The sequence below is a fragment of the Flavobacterium frigoris genome (assembly GCF_900111075.1).
GTDB classification, from domain to species: domain Bacteria; phylum Bacteroidota; class Bacteroidia; order Flavobacteriales; family Flavobacteriaceae; genus Flavobacterium; species Flavobacterium frigoris.
Genome location: NZ_FOFZ01000009.1, coordinates 51,983 through 68,090 on the forward strand (window position 1 = coordinate 51,983; position 16,108 = coordinate 68,090).

11 protein-coding genes and 1 pseudogene are annotated in these 16,108 nt (G+C 32.8%); 5 read left to right on the forward strand and 7 right to left on the reverse strand.

Going from position 1 to position 16,108, the window contains the following annotated elements:
- Window positions 1–3 precede the first annotated feature (3 nt).
- From BMW63_RS12360 to BMW63_RS12370, 3 genes are read right to left on the reverse strand one after another with little or no spacing between them, the layout of a single operon-like run.
- On the reverse strand, window positions 4–1,110 hold the full coding sequence (locus tag BMW63_RS12360; protein WP_074723785.1) for an adenine nucleotide alpha hydrolase family protein: 1,107 nt from the start codon (window positions 1,108–1,110) through the stop codon (window positions 4–6).
- On the reverse strand, window positions 1,107–4,343 hold the full coding sequence (locus tag BMW63_RS12365; RefSeq protein ID WP_074723786.1) for a hypothetical protein: 3,237 nt from the start codon (window positions 4,341–4,343) through the stop codon (window positions 1,107–1,109). Before BMW63_RS12365 ends, BMW63_RS12360 begins: the two co-directional genes overlap by 4 nt.
- On the reverse strand, window positions 4,327–5,232 hold the full coding sequence (locus tag BMW63_RS12370; RefSeq protein WP_074723787.1) for a DUF4007 family protein: 906 nt from the start codon (window positions 5,230–5,232) through the stop codon (window positions 4,327–4,329). The genes BMW63_RS12365 and BMW63_RS12370 overlap by 17 nt, the downstream gene beginning before the upstream one ends.
- Window positions 5,233–5,732: 500 nt before the next feature.
- Here BMW63_RS12370 and BMW63_RS18690 point away from each other — a divergent pair.
- Both BMW63_RS18690 and BMW63_RS12380 read left to right on the forward strand, forming a co-directional pair.
- Window positions 5,733–5,966: pseudogene (locus BMW63_RS18690) on the forward strand (DUF1016 N-terminal domain-containing protein); the annotation flags it as partial.
- A gap of 3 nt (window positions 5,967–5,969) precedes the next feature.
- Window positions 5,970–6,572, forward strand: a complete 603-nt coding sequence (locus tag BMW63_RS12380) for a hypothetical protein (protein WP_317040279.1) — start codon at window positions 5,970–5,972, stop codon at window positions 6,570–6,572.
- A gap of 738 nt (window positions 6,573–7,310) precedes the next feature.
- Here the strand turns inward: BMW63_RS12380 and BMW63_RS12385 are convergent.
- The 4 genes from BMW63_RS12385 to BMW63_RS12400 all read right to left on the reverse strand — a co-directional run bounded on the left by BMW63_RS12385 (window position 7,311) and on the right by BMW63_RS12400 (window position 11,250).
- Window positions 7,311–7,487 (reverse strand): histone H1, encoded by a 177-nt coding sequence (locus BMW63_RS12385; RefSeq protein WP_074723789.1) that lies wholly within the window; start codon window positions 7,485–7,487, stop codon window positions 7,311–7,313.
- A 158-nt stretch (window positions 7,488–7,645) separates the two neighbouring features.
- Entirely contained in the window at window positions 7,646–8,512 is an 867-nt protein-coding gene (locus BMW63_RS12390; protein ID WP_074723790.1) for a hypothetical protein, read from the reverse strand.
- Entirely contained in the window at window positions 8,487–9,503 is a 1,017-nt protein-coding gene (locus BMW63_RS12395) for a type IV toxin-antitoxin system AbiEi family antitoxin (RefSeq protein ID WP_245744957.1), read from the reverse strand. The genes BMW63_RS12390 and BMW63_RS12395 overlap by 26 nt, the downstream gene beginning before the upstream one ends.
- A 73-nt stretch (window positions 9,504–9,576) precedes the next feature.
- Window positions 9,577–11,250, reverse strand: coding sequence for an AraC family transcriptional regulator (locus BMW63_RS12400; RefSeq protein ID WP_074723791.1), 1,674 nt, complete (start codon window positions 11,248–11,250; stop codon window positions 9,577–9,579).
- A 567-nt stretch (window positions 11,251–11,817) separates the two neighbouring features.
- Between BMW63_RS12400 and BMW63_RS12405 the strand changes: the two genes are divergently transcribed.
- The 3 genes from BMW63_RS12405 (at window position 11,818) to BMW63_RS12415 (ending at window position 15,741) form a co-directional block, all read left to right on the forward strand.
- Complete coding sequence (locus BMW63_RS12405) at window positions 11,818–12,111, forward strand: helix-turn-helix domain-containing protein (protein ID WP_074723792.1); 294 nt, start codon at window positions 11,818–11,820, stop codon at window positions 12,109–12,111.
- A 99-nt stretch (window positions 12,112–12,210) separates the two neighbouring features.
- Entirely contained in the window at window positions 12,211–13,638 is a 1,428-nt protein-coding gene (locus tag BMW63_RS12410) for a DUF3945 domain-containing protein (RefSeq protein WP_074723793.1), read from the forward strand.
- A 21-nt stretch (window positions 13,639–13,659) separates the two neighbouring features.
- Complete coding sequence (locus BMW63_RS12415; RefSeq protein WP_074723794.1) at window positions 13,660–15,741, forward strand: type IA DNA topoisomerase; 2,082 nt, start codon at window positions 13,660–13,662, stop codon at window positions 15,739–15,741.
- Window positions 15,742–16,108 lie beyond the last annotated feature (367 nt).

Genomic DNA, 16,108 nt, shown 5'->3' on the forward strand with positions numbered 1-16,108 from the left:
AATTTAAATAAAACAGCTTGCACAACCTTCTTCTTCAGCATCTTCTAATAAATCTATCAGATATGGTGATTTTTTGTTTTGTGCTACTCGTTGGGTTCTTTTTATATTGTCTTCCTTAATTTGTGTCATACGTGCTGGCTTTATGATGTCTTGTAAACTTTCATCTTGCATCCAAGTATAACCGTCTTTTTCATACTCAATTGCGAGAGCAAATTTTTCTGGATGTTGTTCATACAGCCAAATCCATTCTATTTTTTGTTGAAAGAAACAAAAAAAACATCCAGAACGACTTCGTGCATATTCACCTTTTTCACCATTTACTTCATACTCCACTTTTTCATAATAACCTGGAACTCCAACACCACTCTCTCTTAGAATTTTAAAAATATCGTCTCTTACTAAATTATCTTCATTATCTAACAACTCAAAATCTGTCGCATTGGATAGAGGATAATCCGTTGTTTTAAGAAAGTCAAAGACAACCTGATTAAAAGCCTCTGTATCAATATCCAATAGTGTATTAAGTTTTTCGGCTAAATTATGATTTTCTGAAATGTGTTCGTTTACAACGTCTTTAATTCGAGAGAGTTTATCTATTGAGGCAAATTTTACATAGGAATTTAATACATTCGGAATATTAGTGTTTTTTAAAAGTTTGCGTGTAACATCTTCGCTCCAAATGTTTTTTCGAAAAGGAAAAATCGATTGAATATTACTCTTCGTAGATATATAGCCTTCTCTATTTTCGTCACCCCGTATTCCTACATAAGAAATAACGGGATCTTCACCAACCCACTTTTCAAAAGGTTCCAATTTTAATTTTTTGGTACACCATCTCGCATTAGAACCAGGCAGAAAACCACCAAACAAATTAAGAAAGTGATCAAATGGATCTTCATGGCTATTGGGAGCTGCTTCAATTCTAGCTACAATTTTACCTGTGTAAACTTCAATCCCTCTAATTAAGTCATACGTCTCCTGTAATTCCTTACCTGTATCTGTAAAATAGTATTCAATATCTAAACGAGGGTACTTATCAAACAAATAAATAGCCAACGCACCGCTGTCCTTACCTCCTGAAATCCCCATTACATGCCTTACCTTTTTCATTTTTTTAATTCATTCTGTAGCAGATTCGTAAGTACTGCAATATTAATTCTTGAGTCCTTTCCTAGCAAATTTTTCAGCTCTGCTTCCTTGTTTTCAATTTCCTTCGTTTTGTTCTTTGGTAAACGTACTAAATTTTTCTTTAATCCATCAACAAAAGAGGTAATCTCTATCTGAAAAATATTTTCATGATCTTCATTATAATTATTTCTACCTAATTCACAAAGATTATCAAGTTCTTTAATCATTTCAGAAAACAAGGAATAAAGTTTTATTTCTTCATCATCAGTAATATTTTCCAAAGTTTTTCCCAAGCATACTTGTACCAATGAATTGAGCCAAGCTTCTTTGTCATCAAGAGGTGAATTAATTCTTTGAATAAATGCCTTCTGTTCTGTTTTAAGAAAATGTTTCTTAATATCCGCATATCTCTTTTTTAATTCTGTTTTATATCCTTCAAAATCAAGGGACTGTCCGACGATATCTTCGGAGACAAAATTTTCAAAGCGTTCAATTAAATGACCATAGCTGAACCTGATTTCTTTGATACTTACCTGTAGGTCGGTCATGTATTTCTCGAGCTGGCTATGGTTTTTTTGCAACTGTGTTACACTATAACCCATAGCGGAAGGAAAGTCTTCAAAAAACGCCTTCTCTGGATCTTTAGACAATGCAATGGCAGACCTTAATCTTATGGATTGAGCACTAATACGCTCCGTATTTTTAGAATAAAAATTAATATCTTTTGCATAGAACTTTAAAAAAGGCTTAATTGTTTCAATAAAACTTTGATTAGTAAGTGCTTGTTTTTCTGATTGTTCAAGAAGTTTTCTATATTGATTGAAAAGGGCTAATCGAATTCCCTGGACGTCGAAAGCTTTGATGTCAAATTTTCTTGGGTCTTTTGATACCAAATCCAATGTTTCAACTGTCAATTCCGGAATAAAAATATCATTGCTAAATAAAGCAAAATCATTCCGATTTGCGAAGAGAAATATTGGGAGCCAGAAATCTATGAACCCTTGCTTTAACTTAAAAGGTTTACCGAGCATCAAATTTGTAAAATCTTGGAGGTTACGTTTACTATGTTTGGCAGAGTTTAAAAATTCAAGACCTAAATCCCAAAGCAAATCATAACTTTCATTAGTTGGCCTCGTTAAATCAAAAGAACCATTTCCAGTATCTGCATGCATACCTGTCTCCACTAATAAACTTAAATAGATAGTTTTATCTGGCGGAAATGTACCTTCAACGTAACCTAAATTCGAAACATTCCAACTATGTATAAGATGACGCATCATCATTTTTCTAGATGTTGAAATTACAGTCGATAGTTTCGTCTTGTTTACTAACTCATTCTTATAAATAGGTGTACCATGGTAAATTTCACTAGAAATTCTGCTTAAGCATTTATTAAGGGTTTTCGCATTGTCAATCACTATTTGATTGCCATTTAAAAACCACTGCACAGTTCCATCATTTGAATACAAATCATCTAAAACTAATTTATTGAGGAGTTTTATTTGATTTTCTTCTATTTCATCAAGCTGATTAACCGCAACTTTATCCTCAATGTTATCTGCCTTTACCTTCTTTATTTTTAAAATTTCAAATAAAACGTTTCTTATAGTCTCAACATTTTTATACCAAACAAAAATAATCGCCTCGTTACAATTTCTGGAAACACTTATTAATTCTTCCTGAATCACGTCATTTCCTATAACCAATTGTATGTACCCATCCACTTCTGCTTCAGGTGCAGTGACAAAGGGTTTTTCAGACAGTTGAAATTCAAAAAGACGAGGTGTCCCAGTTTTGTAATAGGCAGATTTGGCCGACACATAATTAAATGTAAAATGTTCTCCCAAGTAATCAATAATAGAAGTAGGCATTTCAATTTGAAATGCCGCTTCTTGTAATGCCTTCTCAATATCTAGGTCTGTTCCTTGTGATATTTTAAACCTTTCAGCAAACTCAACAAAATGAATTATTTTAATTCTTTTAAGTTCATCAAGTATCAATTTTGTACTATCAATGCCTAAAGAATATTTTGCATAAAGGTCAATGAATTTTGGATTTATAACACCCGCTGCTGAAGAGAAAATATTTAAAAGACCTATCGTTTTAATAATTTTAGTAGCCGCATCTTTGTCTCCATTATAATATCCTTCAACTCTTTCAATAGCAACCTTAATAGTAGTCCAATTAGGAAAATGTGGATTAAATCGATTGCTTAAAAATGAATGATAATTATGAACTAAATAGTCATAAACATTTGAGAGGTTATAGTGAGGATTTTGAGTTGCGTTATAATTTGCTAAGCTGTAAGGATCATTTGCCTCAATAAAAGAGAACAATGAACGTTCATTCTGTCCATATTTCTGTAAAGCTAATGTTAGTACAGATGCAGCAAGTAAGTCAAATGGTAAAAGTTCTTGTGCAATTTCTTTATTTAAATAGTCTCTTAACGGAAAAAGTTTTGATTCTTGTATAACTTCAAAAAGTTCTTCGAAATGGTATGTCTCAGATTCAAAATTCAGCTGATCAATCCTTTTTGCTGCTAAAAACAGTAATTGCTCTACAGGTTCATTAAAAGTAATTTCTTTAAGCCTTCCTTTTACCTTATCCCACTCATTCTGCTGACTCTTGGTAAGACTATACGAATATTGATTAAAATCTTGGTGTAAGGTGGAAATTAAAAGAATATTTTTGGTAGAATCATTTACATATTCCGCTAACTGTTGTATAAAATAGAGTTCGTTTTCAGGATTATTCCTTGCTGCGAATTCAAGATATTTTCCAAATTCATCGATGAATATAATTAATCCTTTCCCATTTTTCCTAAGTCCGTTATAAAATTTGTCAAGATTTTCAATAACCAAATCTATAGTCGAATTTTTTAATTTAAAAAAATCCGAAAAAGATTCATGAAGAGAATTATAGGTACCAACAAACTGCATAACTTCAAAATCATTCACTTGTGAGGCGATTTGATGATTGAAATATTGGGAAGTTTTTCTAGCATCGCTCTGAAAAGCTTTAAGGAACGCTGATTTACCGATACCGTACGCTCCAACAAGATTAAATACTCGTGTACCAACATTAAAACCTTGTGCAATCTGAATAAATGCTTGGTGGGAGTTTGGTGTTACAATATAATTTAACTCAATTTCATTATCTCTAATGATATTGACCGAAGGCGAGAAATTTTTAGATGTTTTAGTTATAGTATTCATTTAGTATTTCCCATTTATTAAAATGATTTTTTAATTGTAAAATTTGATTTCCGGCAGTTTCATTGTATACAACACCATCAAAATTTTCAGTAATCTCTATAATTTTTTTATAAAGGCCCTCAGTATTTAAAGCAAAAATGCTTCCTGGAGAATTGAACCCTGTTAATAATTGCCTGAAACTGATAGATTGCAAATCTTCAAAACTATCGAGGATTACAAAAAAAACAATTTGAAAAGGTATCTCAGATCTAATCTCTCCGTCTATTCTATACCAATCAATCAATGACTCCTCAAAATTTCTCTTTTTATAATGATGGACTAATTCTAAATCAAGAAACATATTTGCAAAGGTATCTTCTATCTCAATTTTGCTTTTTCGTTCTGGTTTCGAGTAACTCCTCAATAGAACATTTATATCAGTAGCAACCGTCTTTTCATTGTAGCGACTTTGCAAACTTTCTTCGTTACATTTTCTTTTCAAAAATGAAGAAAATTGTTCTTTAGTAAAATCATTTCGTTCCTTTCTAAATTCGTTAAAAAGCAAGGAATAAATAGAGGCTTTATTTTTTTTAATTATCTGATAATGCAACATCCACAATGTTCCTAAATCCTCTATATAGGGATCAAAACCATTATCTCTAAAAAAATAATTTGCAAATTCTGTAGGGCTTTCATCATCTTCATCAATAATATTAAATGATTTAATCCAGTATCTAATTGCTGCAACCATATTTTTTCCAACGCCCAAATCAACGACAGCAGATGGTTTAGTAAAAGATTTGTTACTGACTACAAAATCGAATCCTTTTTTAATCCAAAACTGCTTGCAGGCAAAGGTTTCATGTCCAGAAAATTGCAGTTTTGTTTTTTCTATATCGGTAAAACTCATTGTCACTTCTATTTTGACTGTAAAATAACAAAAAATATATCAGGAATTCATTTTTTATCAGAGGTATAATTAAATAGTTTTATAAGTAAAATAATCATTGATTGGTTAGAAATGCTTTCCCTACCCACAAACAAAATCAAATATTTATTGAAATGAGTAAATGAATAATTAACATATAATAGTGCATATTACAAAGACGAATCACATCGCTACCAAAGGCATAGATAAATCATGGATAGTGTATTAGAATAGAAAAGAGCGGGCAAGCCCAAGCGGTTTTAAAAAATAAAATCCACCATTACCAACTTCTTTTAAAACTGGACAAGCGATCGTTTATCCTCGTCTCGAGTGCTCGCTTGTAGCGGGGGGCGATATAAATTAAAAGAGTAAACGTAGTGTTTACCAGCAGAGAGTTTTTGTTGAATATGAAAATATTTTAAAGTTGTTGTTTTGGAAAATTGGATTTTACATCAGCTAAACTATAACTTAAAAACCAACGCGCTGAATATAGTAATCCAATTGTGTCGACACTGTCGGCACAATTGGAAAACAAGTATGGTAGAAACTTTACAGAAAAAAATGTTTGTAGAATGCTCTGTTTTGAAAAGCAGTCTACAGAAAAACAAAATGTCGTTACACTGTCACGTCAATTGAGTTGGCCACATTTCATAGAATTATTTCCTGTCAAAAATCCAGAAGCCAAGTTGTTCTACGCACACCAAGTAAGTAGTTAATTAATGAGCGTAACAGAACTTCACAAACAAATTGCAATCAAAACATTTGAAAGAGCTTCAATCACAAATACGGGATCAATAAATAAAAACAGAATGGAAAAATACGTACGACAATTAATTACAATAGAATTTGACGACAAAAAAGAAATCTTTAGTGGTTTTTTGATTGATTGGACTGAAGATTGGATTTTACTTAAAAATAATCCAGTCGATTTTATAATTGATGGCTATACGATATTAAAAAACAAAAATATAAAGGCAATTATCCAAGATAAGGATCACGAATTCACAGAAAGAGTAATTAAACTGAAAGGTTTAAAAACAAGCGCCGCTGAAATAATTCCGCTAAAAGATGTGTCGATCATTATATATTTTTTTGCAAATAAGTATGAGATTTTCCAAATTGCAACAAAGTCAGATAAAGCAGTTTATCTCGGTAAGCTTTTAGAGCTGAATGAAGAAGAACTACTAATAGATTTTTTAGGAACCGAAGGGGAATTTGAAGGTGAAATGAGTTTTAAGCTAAACAAAATTAGAGTGATAGAATTTGATACGGATTACATCAATTCTTTGAAACTAATTGTTAACGAAGACGAGAAAAAGTAATTGGCCGCGCACCAGATGCTCATACTAGCTAGTCATTTAAAGCATGCACGGAATTTAAACCATATCGTAATTGGATAATGGTATTGTTCCACCTTTTTTTCAACGGAGTTAAGTTTATAAAGATAGCAAAGTGCGTAATTCGCGAATTACACACTTTGCTATTTGCTTTTTACAAAAAAAGATAAATGTTAGGGATAGCAATGGATTTAAGGTCTAGTTGCCGTAATTTTAAGTATTCAATTCCCGAATTAAACACTCTGCAATTTGTTTTTACAAAAAAAGATAAACGATAGGAATAGCAATAGATTTAGGGTGTAATTACTGTGAATTTAAAATACTCAATTCGCGAATTACGTACTTCATTATTTACTTTTTATAAAAAGTGATAAATGTTAGGGACAGCAATGGGTTTTGGGTGTAATTACTGTGAATTTAAGGTACTCAATTCGCGAATTGCACACATTGCTATTTGCTTTTTAGAAAAAAAGATAAATGGTAGGAAAAGCAGTAGATTTAAGAATTAGTATCGTTGAAATTAAAGTATTCAATTCCGGAATTACACACCATTTTTAATAGAGGGTTATTCTAGTTTCTCAAAATAAATCTGTTTTGTAATGATATGAAATATTTGAAAAAAGGAGGCGTCTCATTTTAAAATTTGTTTCAAATTTTGGACCAGAACCAGGATAAAAAAAAAGCCCTTCGGAAATTCCAAAGGGCTGAGAATTGAAAATGAATTTATTTTTTTGATTTTTCTACAGAAACTTTTCTAAACTCTTTTAAAAGTTTCTCTAGTTCCAAAGTTGATTTACGAGCTCTTGGTCCGGCTGCTTTGACACCTTTCTCAATTAGTGATTCAGATTCTGTTTTGAATGTTTCGAATTCAGCGTTGATTTTTGCAACTAGATCTTTCATTATAGTATGTATTAAGTTAGGGCGCAAAAATAGAATTTTGCTCCAAAGACAGAAATAATTTGATGTTAAATTTATACCCCTGATTGAAGGATGTAGTGCAATAAAGACAAATGATAATTGGTTATAGGTGACTTAAGAATGATTGCTCGATTTTAATTTTATAAGGCATCATTTTCTAAATACCCGATTTTTACCTGTTCCAGCAGTTTTACATTTTCTGCAATCGTATTCTGAAAAAACTCAGCCATAATTTTGGCGACATCACTGGAATGAATATCAGCTGTATTTTTCTTTAAGAACTTTTTTATCCTTAAAAAAAGGGCATCGTTTAAAAGAGCGATTTTACCCATGTCTCTCCCTAAAACTCTGGCAGCGATCCAATGGAGGTTAATATCTTTATCTCCAAAAAGATCATTATGGTTTTCATATATTTCATCGGCATACATATCAAAAAAATGTTTAAGGATTTTACTGATGTCTTTGATATCGTCGCGTCTTATTTCGGGACGCTCTTGAAAAGCAATTAATTTGAGCAGTACAATGCCGGGTAAGGTGCAAAATTTAAAACGATGTTTTTCTTCTAGCTCAGCTTCCGGAAGACCGGAATCATATATTTCTTTGAAGCCTGGCATATTGAGACTGGTAAGGCCGGTACCTTCAACCGTTATATTTGAGGGTTTGGCTTCTATTTCTCCAAAAGGCATTAAATCTATTTGTATGATGTTTTTCCATTTAAGGACAAAACCATTGCCTTTGTAAGGGATGAATCCTTCAACATTGATGAGATATTCTCTGAGATCCGCATAGGTGTTTTTGTCATTTATAAAAACGGCAAAATCGATATCTCCAGTAACTCTGCTGGGTGGTATATCGTTTATGGCAGTCATCCAAACATCGCGTGCCACGGCACCTACTAGATAAAAGTCTATATTGTATTTGTGCAACCCATTTTCTAATGCGGTAAGCATTTCTGAAATAACAGGCTGTTGTTGCAATTGCTTAAAACTGATCTTGTAAATACTCATCGTATATCTTTTGTGCGGTTTCTGTACATCTGCGGTCTCCTTTATTCATTAAATCGGCATAGGCTAGGAGCGGATGTACTGTGTTTGTGTTTTCTTGCTCGTCTTTCCAAAACGGTTTAAATACTTTGATATTGCCTTCTAAGTCTGGAACGAGGCGGTAATTTTTCATTAATTCGCTTCTTTCTTCATTGGTATATAATGTAAGTTCCTCCGGACGTAAATAATTGGTGAGAAGGTCACCTGCTGGTTCGCCACCCCAGATTGTTTTTCCTTTTTTTAGAGGAATATCTTTCCAGTTATAATAATCATCTTTATTCAGGAAACGAAATGTTCCTATCGCCAAGGTTGGCTTGAGGCGCTTTTCATATTCCAGTACCCATTTATCTAATAATTTTTTCTTGTTCTCGATCTGGAGTTCATTCTTGGTTAGCTGTAGTATAAAACCTTCCTCTTTTAAGCCATTGAATATAGTGTTTAAAGTACCAATTCCGGTATCTGTTACTTCAGCAATCTCGCGGTAGGTACTGTTAATACAATCCTTAGTGAGAAATTGATAAATTACTTTTAATCCTGTTTTAGTAAAGGCTCTATTGGTTGTTTTATGTTTTAATTCAATCGGAGGATTACCATCAATGTAAAGATAGATTGCATCTTTATTCAGGAATATATTGCCATTCGCTTCGAGATAGGCAATATTTCTTTTGCGTAGCTCTTCCTTTATCTTAGGAAATATACGTTGTGCAACAATAATAAAAGGATTTTTTGTAACATCCAATTCTTCAATTTTAGCAAGATGGAGGCTTCTAAGTTCCTTTTTAATAGCGGCATAAAGTACGATGGTATGTTGATTTAAGTGTAGTAGAAGTTCTCCATCAATAGTACTGTCATCGTTAAGTTCTTTCCACTCCACATGGATCGCACCACCTTTTTGGATATTATTTATAGCATACTGTATAATTTCTATTTCATTCATCTGTTCACTTATTTTCATTGTTCGCGAAAACGTGAACAATAATAATTAATGAACAAATATACTATTATTATCTTTACAAACTATAAATACTTTACGAATGCCCTTTTTTGAGTTCTTCAATAAAATAGGTGGGTGGCATCCCAGTTCTGGCAAAAAAGGCATTGGCAAATCGTTGCGTACTACTAAAACCCACCTCTTCCGCCAATGCCTTATTCTTATAATTTCTCAACATTTTATCTTCATTTAATAATTGAATCAAATAATCAATTTTGAGATCATTAATATATTCCACAAATTTTTTGCCTCTGGCGTGGTAGATTATTTTGGAGAGATATTTTGCATTTGAACCTAAAGTGACTGTAAGTTTTGCAGCAGTCAAATCTTTTTCTAGAAACTTCTTATCCTTTTCAAACCGCTCTAGTTGTTTCAAGAGAATGCCTACGGTTTCTGGATTAATATCTTCTATTCCCTTAGTTATATTTGTAGTTTCATTTTTAGAGGGAGCGTCACTTTTTTTCATGAGTTCCTCAAACTTTTGTCGATAGATCTTTTTATTCCTAATATGTAGAAAGGCAATAAGTACTAAAGATAAAAATAAAAGAGCAATTATACTGGTAAAAATGATATCATTATGCTTTCTTTTATCAAACAACTTTTGAATATTTCTCTTCTCAAGTACTATTTTTTTTGTATCAAAATCTTTGTAAATTTTACCAGAAAGATAATAATATTTGCTGTCTAACAGACGATCTGCCCTAAGTAATTTCTCAATATAATGGAGCTGGCTTCTTAGATTATCTTTAGATTTATAATAATTGACCAATAATTGATAATTCTCAAGAAGATCATGGCGAATGTATCCTGTATTATCAAAAATAGTGTCTACTTTTTTGAAATAGGCGACTGCAATTTCAGGCTTTTTTAATTCCCAATAACTTTTTCCAATATAGAAATAGGCGACGGATTCATTTGCAAAATCCTTGTTTCGACGTATAGCTGGGAGTGCGTTTGTAATATTTTCAATGGCTGAAGCATAATTATTTTTAAAATATTGATTGATTCCTTCCGAATGATTAAAATAGGCAGTCATTTCGGTGTTGGCTAATTTTTCCCCTTCTAGAATGCCCTTCTCGTTTGTTTCGGAGCACAAACCATAATTGCCAATGTGGTTGTAGCACAACCCAAGCGAATGAAGTGAATTTAAATATCCTCTTGTATTGTTTTCTTTAAAATAGGTAATACATTCCCTAAATAAAGAAATCGCCTCATTATAAAATCCTAGATAGTATTTTATATTGGCAATATTGTATTTCACTTTGTAAATTAAATACTTGTCATTGGTTTTGGAAATAAAAGTATCAGCTAGGAGGTAATTATCTAAAGCATAATTATGTTTTTTCTGAGAATAATATAAAATTCCTTTTGAAAGATATGCGGAACCAATCAACGCATTATTCTTCGCTTTTTTTGCACTATTAATCATACTGTCAGCATAGATTAATTTCAAATTATCTGAAGAGTAATAAACATAATTTTTATAGCCGTTTACAATCTCCTCCGCATTTTTTTCTGATTTGGCTTTAAGTAAAAAATACCGAAGGTATAGTGATTGTTTGTTTCTATTTTTTTCTAAATCTTCTATCCGTTCAAACAGATAATCATAATTTTTACTTCGGAGGGTATCAGGAATTTTATCTGTCTTGTTCTGTGCATAAAATTGGCTAGCGAAGCAAAGAGATACTATTAGTAGATACTTTTTAATCATAGGTAGCATTAAAAATGAGGGACTATTTGTTCTAGAAAACTTCCTTTAAAAGCTATTGTATTACTGCATTTTTTTCAAATTAATTGCGAATAAATTATATCAAATATAAGGTAAACAATTGTTAAAGAGAGCTTTTTGCAAAAAAAAAGGGGTGTGTGGATTTTCTGAAAATCCATATCTTTTTCCTGAAAATCCATAAGTAACCAGTTGTGAATCCGAAATTCTACCTATAGATTTGCTTTGAATTCAAAAGCAAAAATGTTTGGCATAGTGCCAAATAAAAGTTCTGCTGACCCGGGTAAAATGAACGGACTATTATAGTCGGTCACATTTTAAACATGAAATATACATCATTATGGTTAGTGATTTTACCATTACTAATTGTTTCCTTCATCAATAAAAGTTTTCTTAATAAGAATAATAGTTTAGTTAAAAGTAGTGCTAAGAAGTTTGGAAAACGGATACATAAAACGCGAAATTTGAGCTTAATAAATTATCAAATTGACATAAAATGAGTAATCGTACGTACTAAGCCCAACACTATTAATTGATTAAAAACATACCCTTATGAATATAGATAGAATGGAATTTATAGCATGGATGGAACGGATCATGGATCGTTTTGATATTTTGAATGAGCATATTAATGAAAATCAAAAAAAACGAAATAACATTGACGGAGAAGAATTACTGGACAATCAGGACCTCCTCCAAATGTTGAAGATTAGTAACCGTTCCCTTCAGCGTTATCGTTCAAATGGTAAGTTACCGTATTATACAATCAGTGGAAAAATATACTATAAACTTTCTGATGTTCATCAGTTTATACGTGATAGCTTTAATGCTCCGAGACAAAATTAAAAGCCAACGAACGACAACATAGACCACCCAAAGACAGTCTGTAAATAATGCGGGTTTAACTATTTATTTTCGATTTAGTAAATTTTAAACAGCATTGACATGAGAGAAGAATCTTTAAGTTATCCAAAATTAAAAGAGCAATTTTCGGATGTTTTGTTAGTATCTGATAGCAAAAAAAAGGAAGTAAGGATAGTTAAGGGAATTGGAAAAGATAAAGAATTACAAACAGTAGTACCGGATAAAAAAAATGAAAGTCAGTTCCTGCGTGTAGACAAACAAGGTGATTTGTTTTCTAATTTTTTCTCCAACTTTTACCGGCAATTAAAAGATCCTACACATTTTATCTTTTTTAGAGTTCCAGAAAACCAAGCTATACACATAGCGGAAAGAATGCAGAAAGAAGTTGATAAACCTACGAAAATGGGAGGGAAGCAATTTGAACAACACCAGATAAAATTAGATTATAAACCTGAAAATAAAAATAATATGGAAACCAAACAATCAATGCCCGTAGTGGGCGAGTATCGCTATAAATTAGAACAAATCGATTGGAAAGCGATGTCTAATCTAGGATTAGGTAAAGAACGTCTTGAAAAGATGAACTTACTAGAACCGCTGTTAAAAGGATATAAGACCAATGAACTAGTTCCTGTAAGTCTTGATTTAGGAACCTCCATCACTCGAATGGACGCTAGGCTATCACTACAAGAAAAAGAAAACGGACAAGTAGTTCTTGCTATTCATGGTATCCGAAAAGAACCTCAGTTAAACTACAAATTCTTCGGACATGAATTTACAAAAGAAGATAAAGAAAACTTGCTCAAAAGTGGCAACATGGGTAGAGTGGTTGATTTGATTAATCCCAAATCGGGTGAAACAATACCTTCGATTATTAGCATTGACCGTTTAACCAAAGAAGTTATTGCACTACGCACGGAACAGATTAAAATTCCAGAAGAGATTAAAGGGATAAAACTAAATGAGCAACAAAAGCGAACTTTGACAGAAGGCAAATCGTTGTATATAGAAGACATGATGTCAAAAAAAGGTGATCCCTTCAATGCATCAGTTCAATTCAATGCGGATAAACGTTACGTTGAATTCCTTTTTGATAGACCAGATACTAATAAACAGTCACAAAGTCAACAGAAAGAAGCTCCACAAGTATTCCGAGGCAAAGAACTTGACGAACTGCAACACCAAAAACTTAAAGACGGACAAACAGTTTATGTAAGTGGTTTGGTTGATAAGAAGGGTAAAGAGTACCAAGGTTATATTACATTCGATAAAGAAACAGCCAAAACTGGTTTTTCTTTTGATAATCCTAATCAATTAAAAGAGAAAGCAACTCCAAAAGAGGAAAGTAAAACACAGGTTGCGGTTAACTCAGAAGGTAAAACCAACGAGGCGACTAAGAAAATTAAAGAGCCTTTAAAAAGCGAACAGAATAATCCTGAAAGTGCCAAACAGCAAGAACAACAGGATAAGCCAAAAGCAGCAGCTAAATCGAAAGGTCGAAAAATGTAACTATTCTAAAGACTTAATCTAATGAAAGTAGTAATTGCAGAAAAACCAAGTGTTGCTCGAGAGATAGCCATCTTGTTAGGAGCTACAGAAAAGAAGGAGGGTTACCTGATGGGAAATGGATATCAGGTAACCTGGGCGTTTGGACATTTAGTGACCTTGGCAATGCCAGAAGATTATGGTGTTACTGGATTTCAAAGAGAGGCTTTACCTGTATTACCTAATCCATTCTTGCTAACAGTGCGCACGGTTAAGAAAGATAAAAGTTATGTTCGTGATCTAGGGGCATTAAAACAACTGAATGTTATTGATCAACTATTTAAAAACTGCGAAAGTATTATCGTGGCTACAGATGCAGGACGAGAGGGGGAGCTTATTTATCGTTATATTTATGATTATCTCAATTGCAGTAAGCCTTTTGAACGTTTATGGATTAGTTCACTAACTGAAAAAGCCATTCTAAATGGGTTTAATAACTTGAAACCAGGAAAGGATTTCGATGGTTTACATCAAGCAGCACTAGGTAGAAGCCGTGCAGATTGGTTAGTAGGAATTAATGCCTCACAAGCATTAACTATTGCAAACGGAAGCGGTATTTATTCTCTGGGAAGGGTTCAGACACCAACACTAGCAATCATTTGCAAACGATTTTTAGAAAACAAGTCATTTGTTAGCAAGCAATATTGGCAAATTGAATTAGAACATCGAAAAGAGTTTATTGATTTCAAAAGTCTTTCCAAAATAAAATGGGATGGAGGTAAAAAAGCTGAAGACGCATTGAAATCGCTACAGAGACATGGGTTAGCTACAGTAATTGACATAAAAATAAAAAAAGTCAATGAACAGCCACCATTGCTATTCGATCTTACAGCATTACAGAAAGAGGCAAATACAAAGCTAAATTTCACGGCTGAAGAAACGCTTGCTATTGCTCAAAGCCTATACGAGAATAAATTCATTAGTTACCCTCGTACTGGGAGTAAGTATATTCCAGAAGATATGTGGGTAGAAGTATCTAAGCTTATATGGATATTAGAAGAGATGGAGAAATTTAAAGGAGTAGTTGCTAAAATGAAAATAGGACGTTTAAATAAACGAATTGTTAACGATTTAAAAGTAACTGATCACCATGGTTTATTGATTACAGGTAAGGTTCCATCAGCTTTGTCTGCAAAGGAAAAAGCTATTTATGAAATGATCGCATACCGTTTACTTGAAGCCGTTTCTCCTGTTTGTATTAAAGAGATAACTGATGTTGTCTTCCAAGTTATACACTATGATTTTGAACTAAAAGGGATTAAAATTATTGATGCAGGTTGGAAAGCAATTAAAGGAAGTTTTTCAGATGAAGAAAAAGATCCTATTCAAGACTTACCAGAACTAAAAATCGGTGATGAAGTCAAGATTAAGGCAGCAAGAGTATTGGAAAAGAAAACTAAACCACCTGCTCTTTATACGGAAGCAAGTTTACTTTCCGCAATGGAAAATGCAGGAAATCAGATTGGCAATGAACAAGAACGTAAAGCAATTCAAAATGTAGGGATTGGTACGCCTGCCACTAGAGCAGCTATTATTGAAACACTTTTTAAGAGGGAATATGTCAAACGTGATAAGAAATTATTAGTACCTTCAGAAAAAGGACTAAAGGTTTACGAGTTAGTAAAAGAAATGAAGATCGCTAATGCTGCTATGACTTCCGAGTGGGAAGTAGCCTTGCAAAAAATAGAAAACAACGAAGAGAATATGGCAAATTTTCAAAGAGAAATAGAAGTTTATACAACAACTATAACACACGAGATACTTGCTTTATCTATTGCCGTCGAAAATCAACCAGAACTAATCTGTCCAAAATGTAAGCTTGAGAAATTGGCAATCCGGGATAAGTTGGTTAAATGTAAGGATGAAAATTGCAATTGGGTTCAATTTCGAAATATATGTGGCGTACAGCTAAGCCTTGTGGATCTGGAAGCATTAATTACTAAAGGTAAAACAAGCCTCTTAAAAGGGATGATTAGTAAATCTGGAAAGAAATTTGACGCCTTCATCGTTATGAATGAAAATGGAGAAACGTCATTTGTGTTTCCACAAAAGAAAAAAAGGAGATAAAGTTGTTTATTGATTTCTACTCATTGTTAGTAAAATGTAACTAAGATTTACTGATGTATTTCACTTAACAAATGAGAGATAAATTATGTGAGTACCAACTCACATTGTAAAAAGGAAGGCTATAAACTGGATAGGGCTGGAATGCAGTGTAGCGTAGGAACGGAGCATAACGAAATGAAGCTTTATCCAGTTGATTTAAGCCTGACCGAATGCAAGGAATGAACGTGTGATACTGAGGAACGGAACAGCGTAAAAAAACAGCTTCTTATTTTTAAGAGGCTATTTTTTTATTGGCTGCGAAGTGCCTACGCAGGGTAGGGCTGCCGAAAAACTATTTTTCGTTTACCTTATTGATGAAGGCATACCG

Coding starts and splice junctions, on each gene's coding strand:
- BMW63_RS12370 (WP_074723787.1), bottom strand. CDS start 5,232: ATGAGTTTTACCGATATAGAAAAAACAAAACTGCAATTTTCTGGACAT.
- BMW63_RS12360 (WP_074723785.1), bottom strand. CDS start 1,110: ATGAAAAAGGTAAGGCATGTAATGGGGATTTCAGGAGGTAAGGACAGC.
- BMW63_RS12380 (WP_317040279.1), top strand. CDS start 5,970: ATGAGCGTAACAGAACTTCACAAACAAATTGCAATCAAAACATTTGAA.
- BMW63_RS12395 (WP_245744957.1), bottom strand. CDS start 9,503: ATGAAAATAAGTGAACAGATGAATGAAATAGAAATTATACAGTATGCT.
- BMW63_RS12415 (WP_074723794.1), top strand. CDS start 13,660: ATGAAAGTAGTAATTGCAGAAAAACCAAGTGTTGCTCGAGAGATAGCC.
- BMW63_RS12405 (WP_074723792.1), top strand. CDS start 11,818: ATGAATATAGATAGAATGGAATTTATAGCATGGATGGAACGGATCATG.
- BMW63_RS12365 (WP_074723786.1), bottom strand. CDS start 4,343: ATGAATACTATAACTAAAACATCTAAAAATTTCTCGCCTTCGGTCAAT.
- BMW63_RS12390 (WP_074723790.1), bottom strand. CDS start 8,512: ATGAGTATTTACAAGATCAGTTTTAAGCAATTGCAACAACAGCCTGTT.
- BMW63_RS12400 (WP_074723791.1), bottom strand. CDS start 11,250: ATGATTAAAAAGTATCTACTAATAGTATCTCTTTGCTTCGCTAGCCAA.
- BMW63_RS12410 (WP_074723793.1), top strand. CDS start 12,211: ATGAGAGAAGAATCTTTAAGTTATCCAAAATTAAAAGAGCAATTTTCG.
- BMW63_RS12385 (WP_074723789.1), bottom strand. CDS start 7,487: ATGAAAGATCTAGTTGCAAAAATCAACGCTGAATTCGAAACATTCAAA.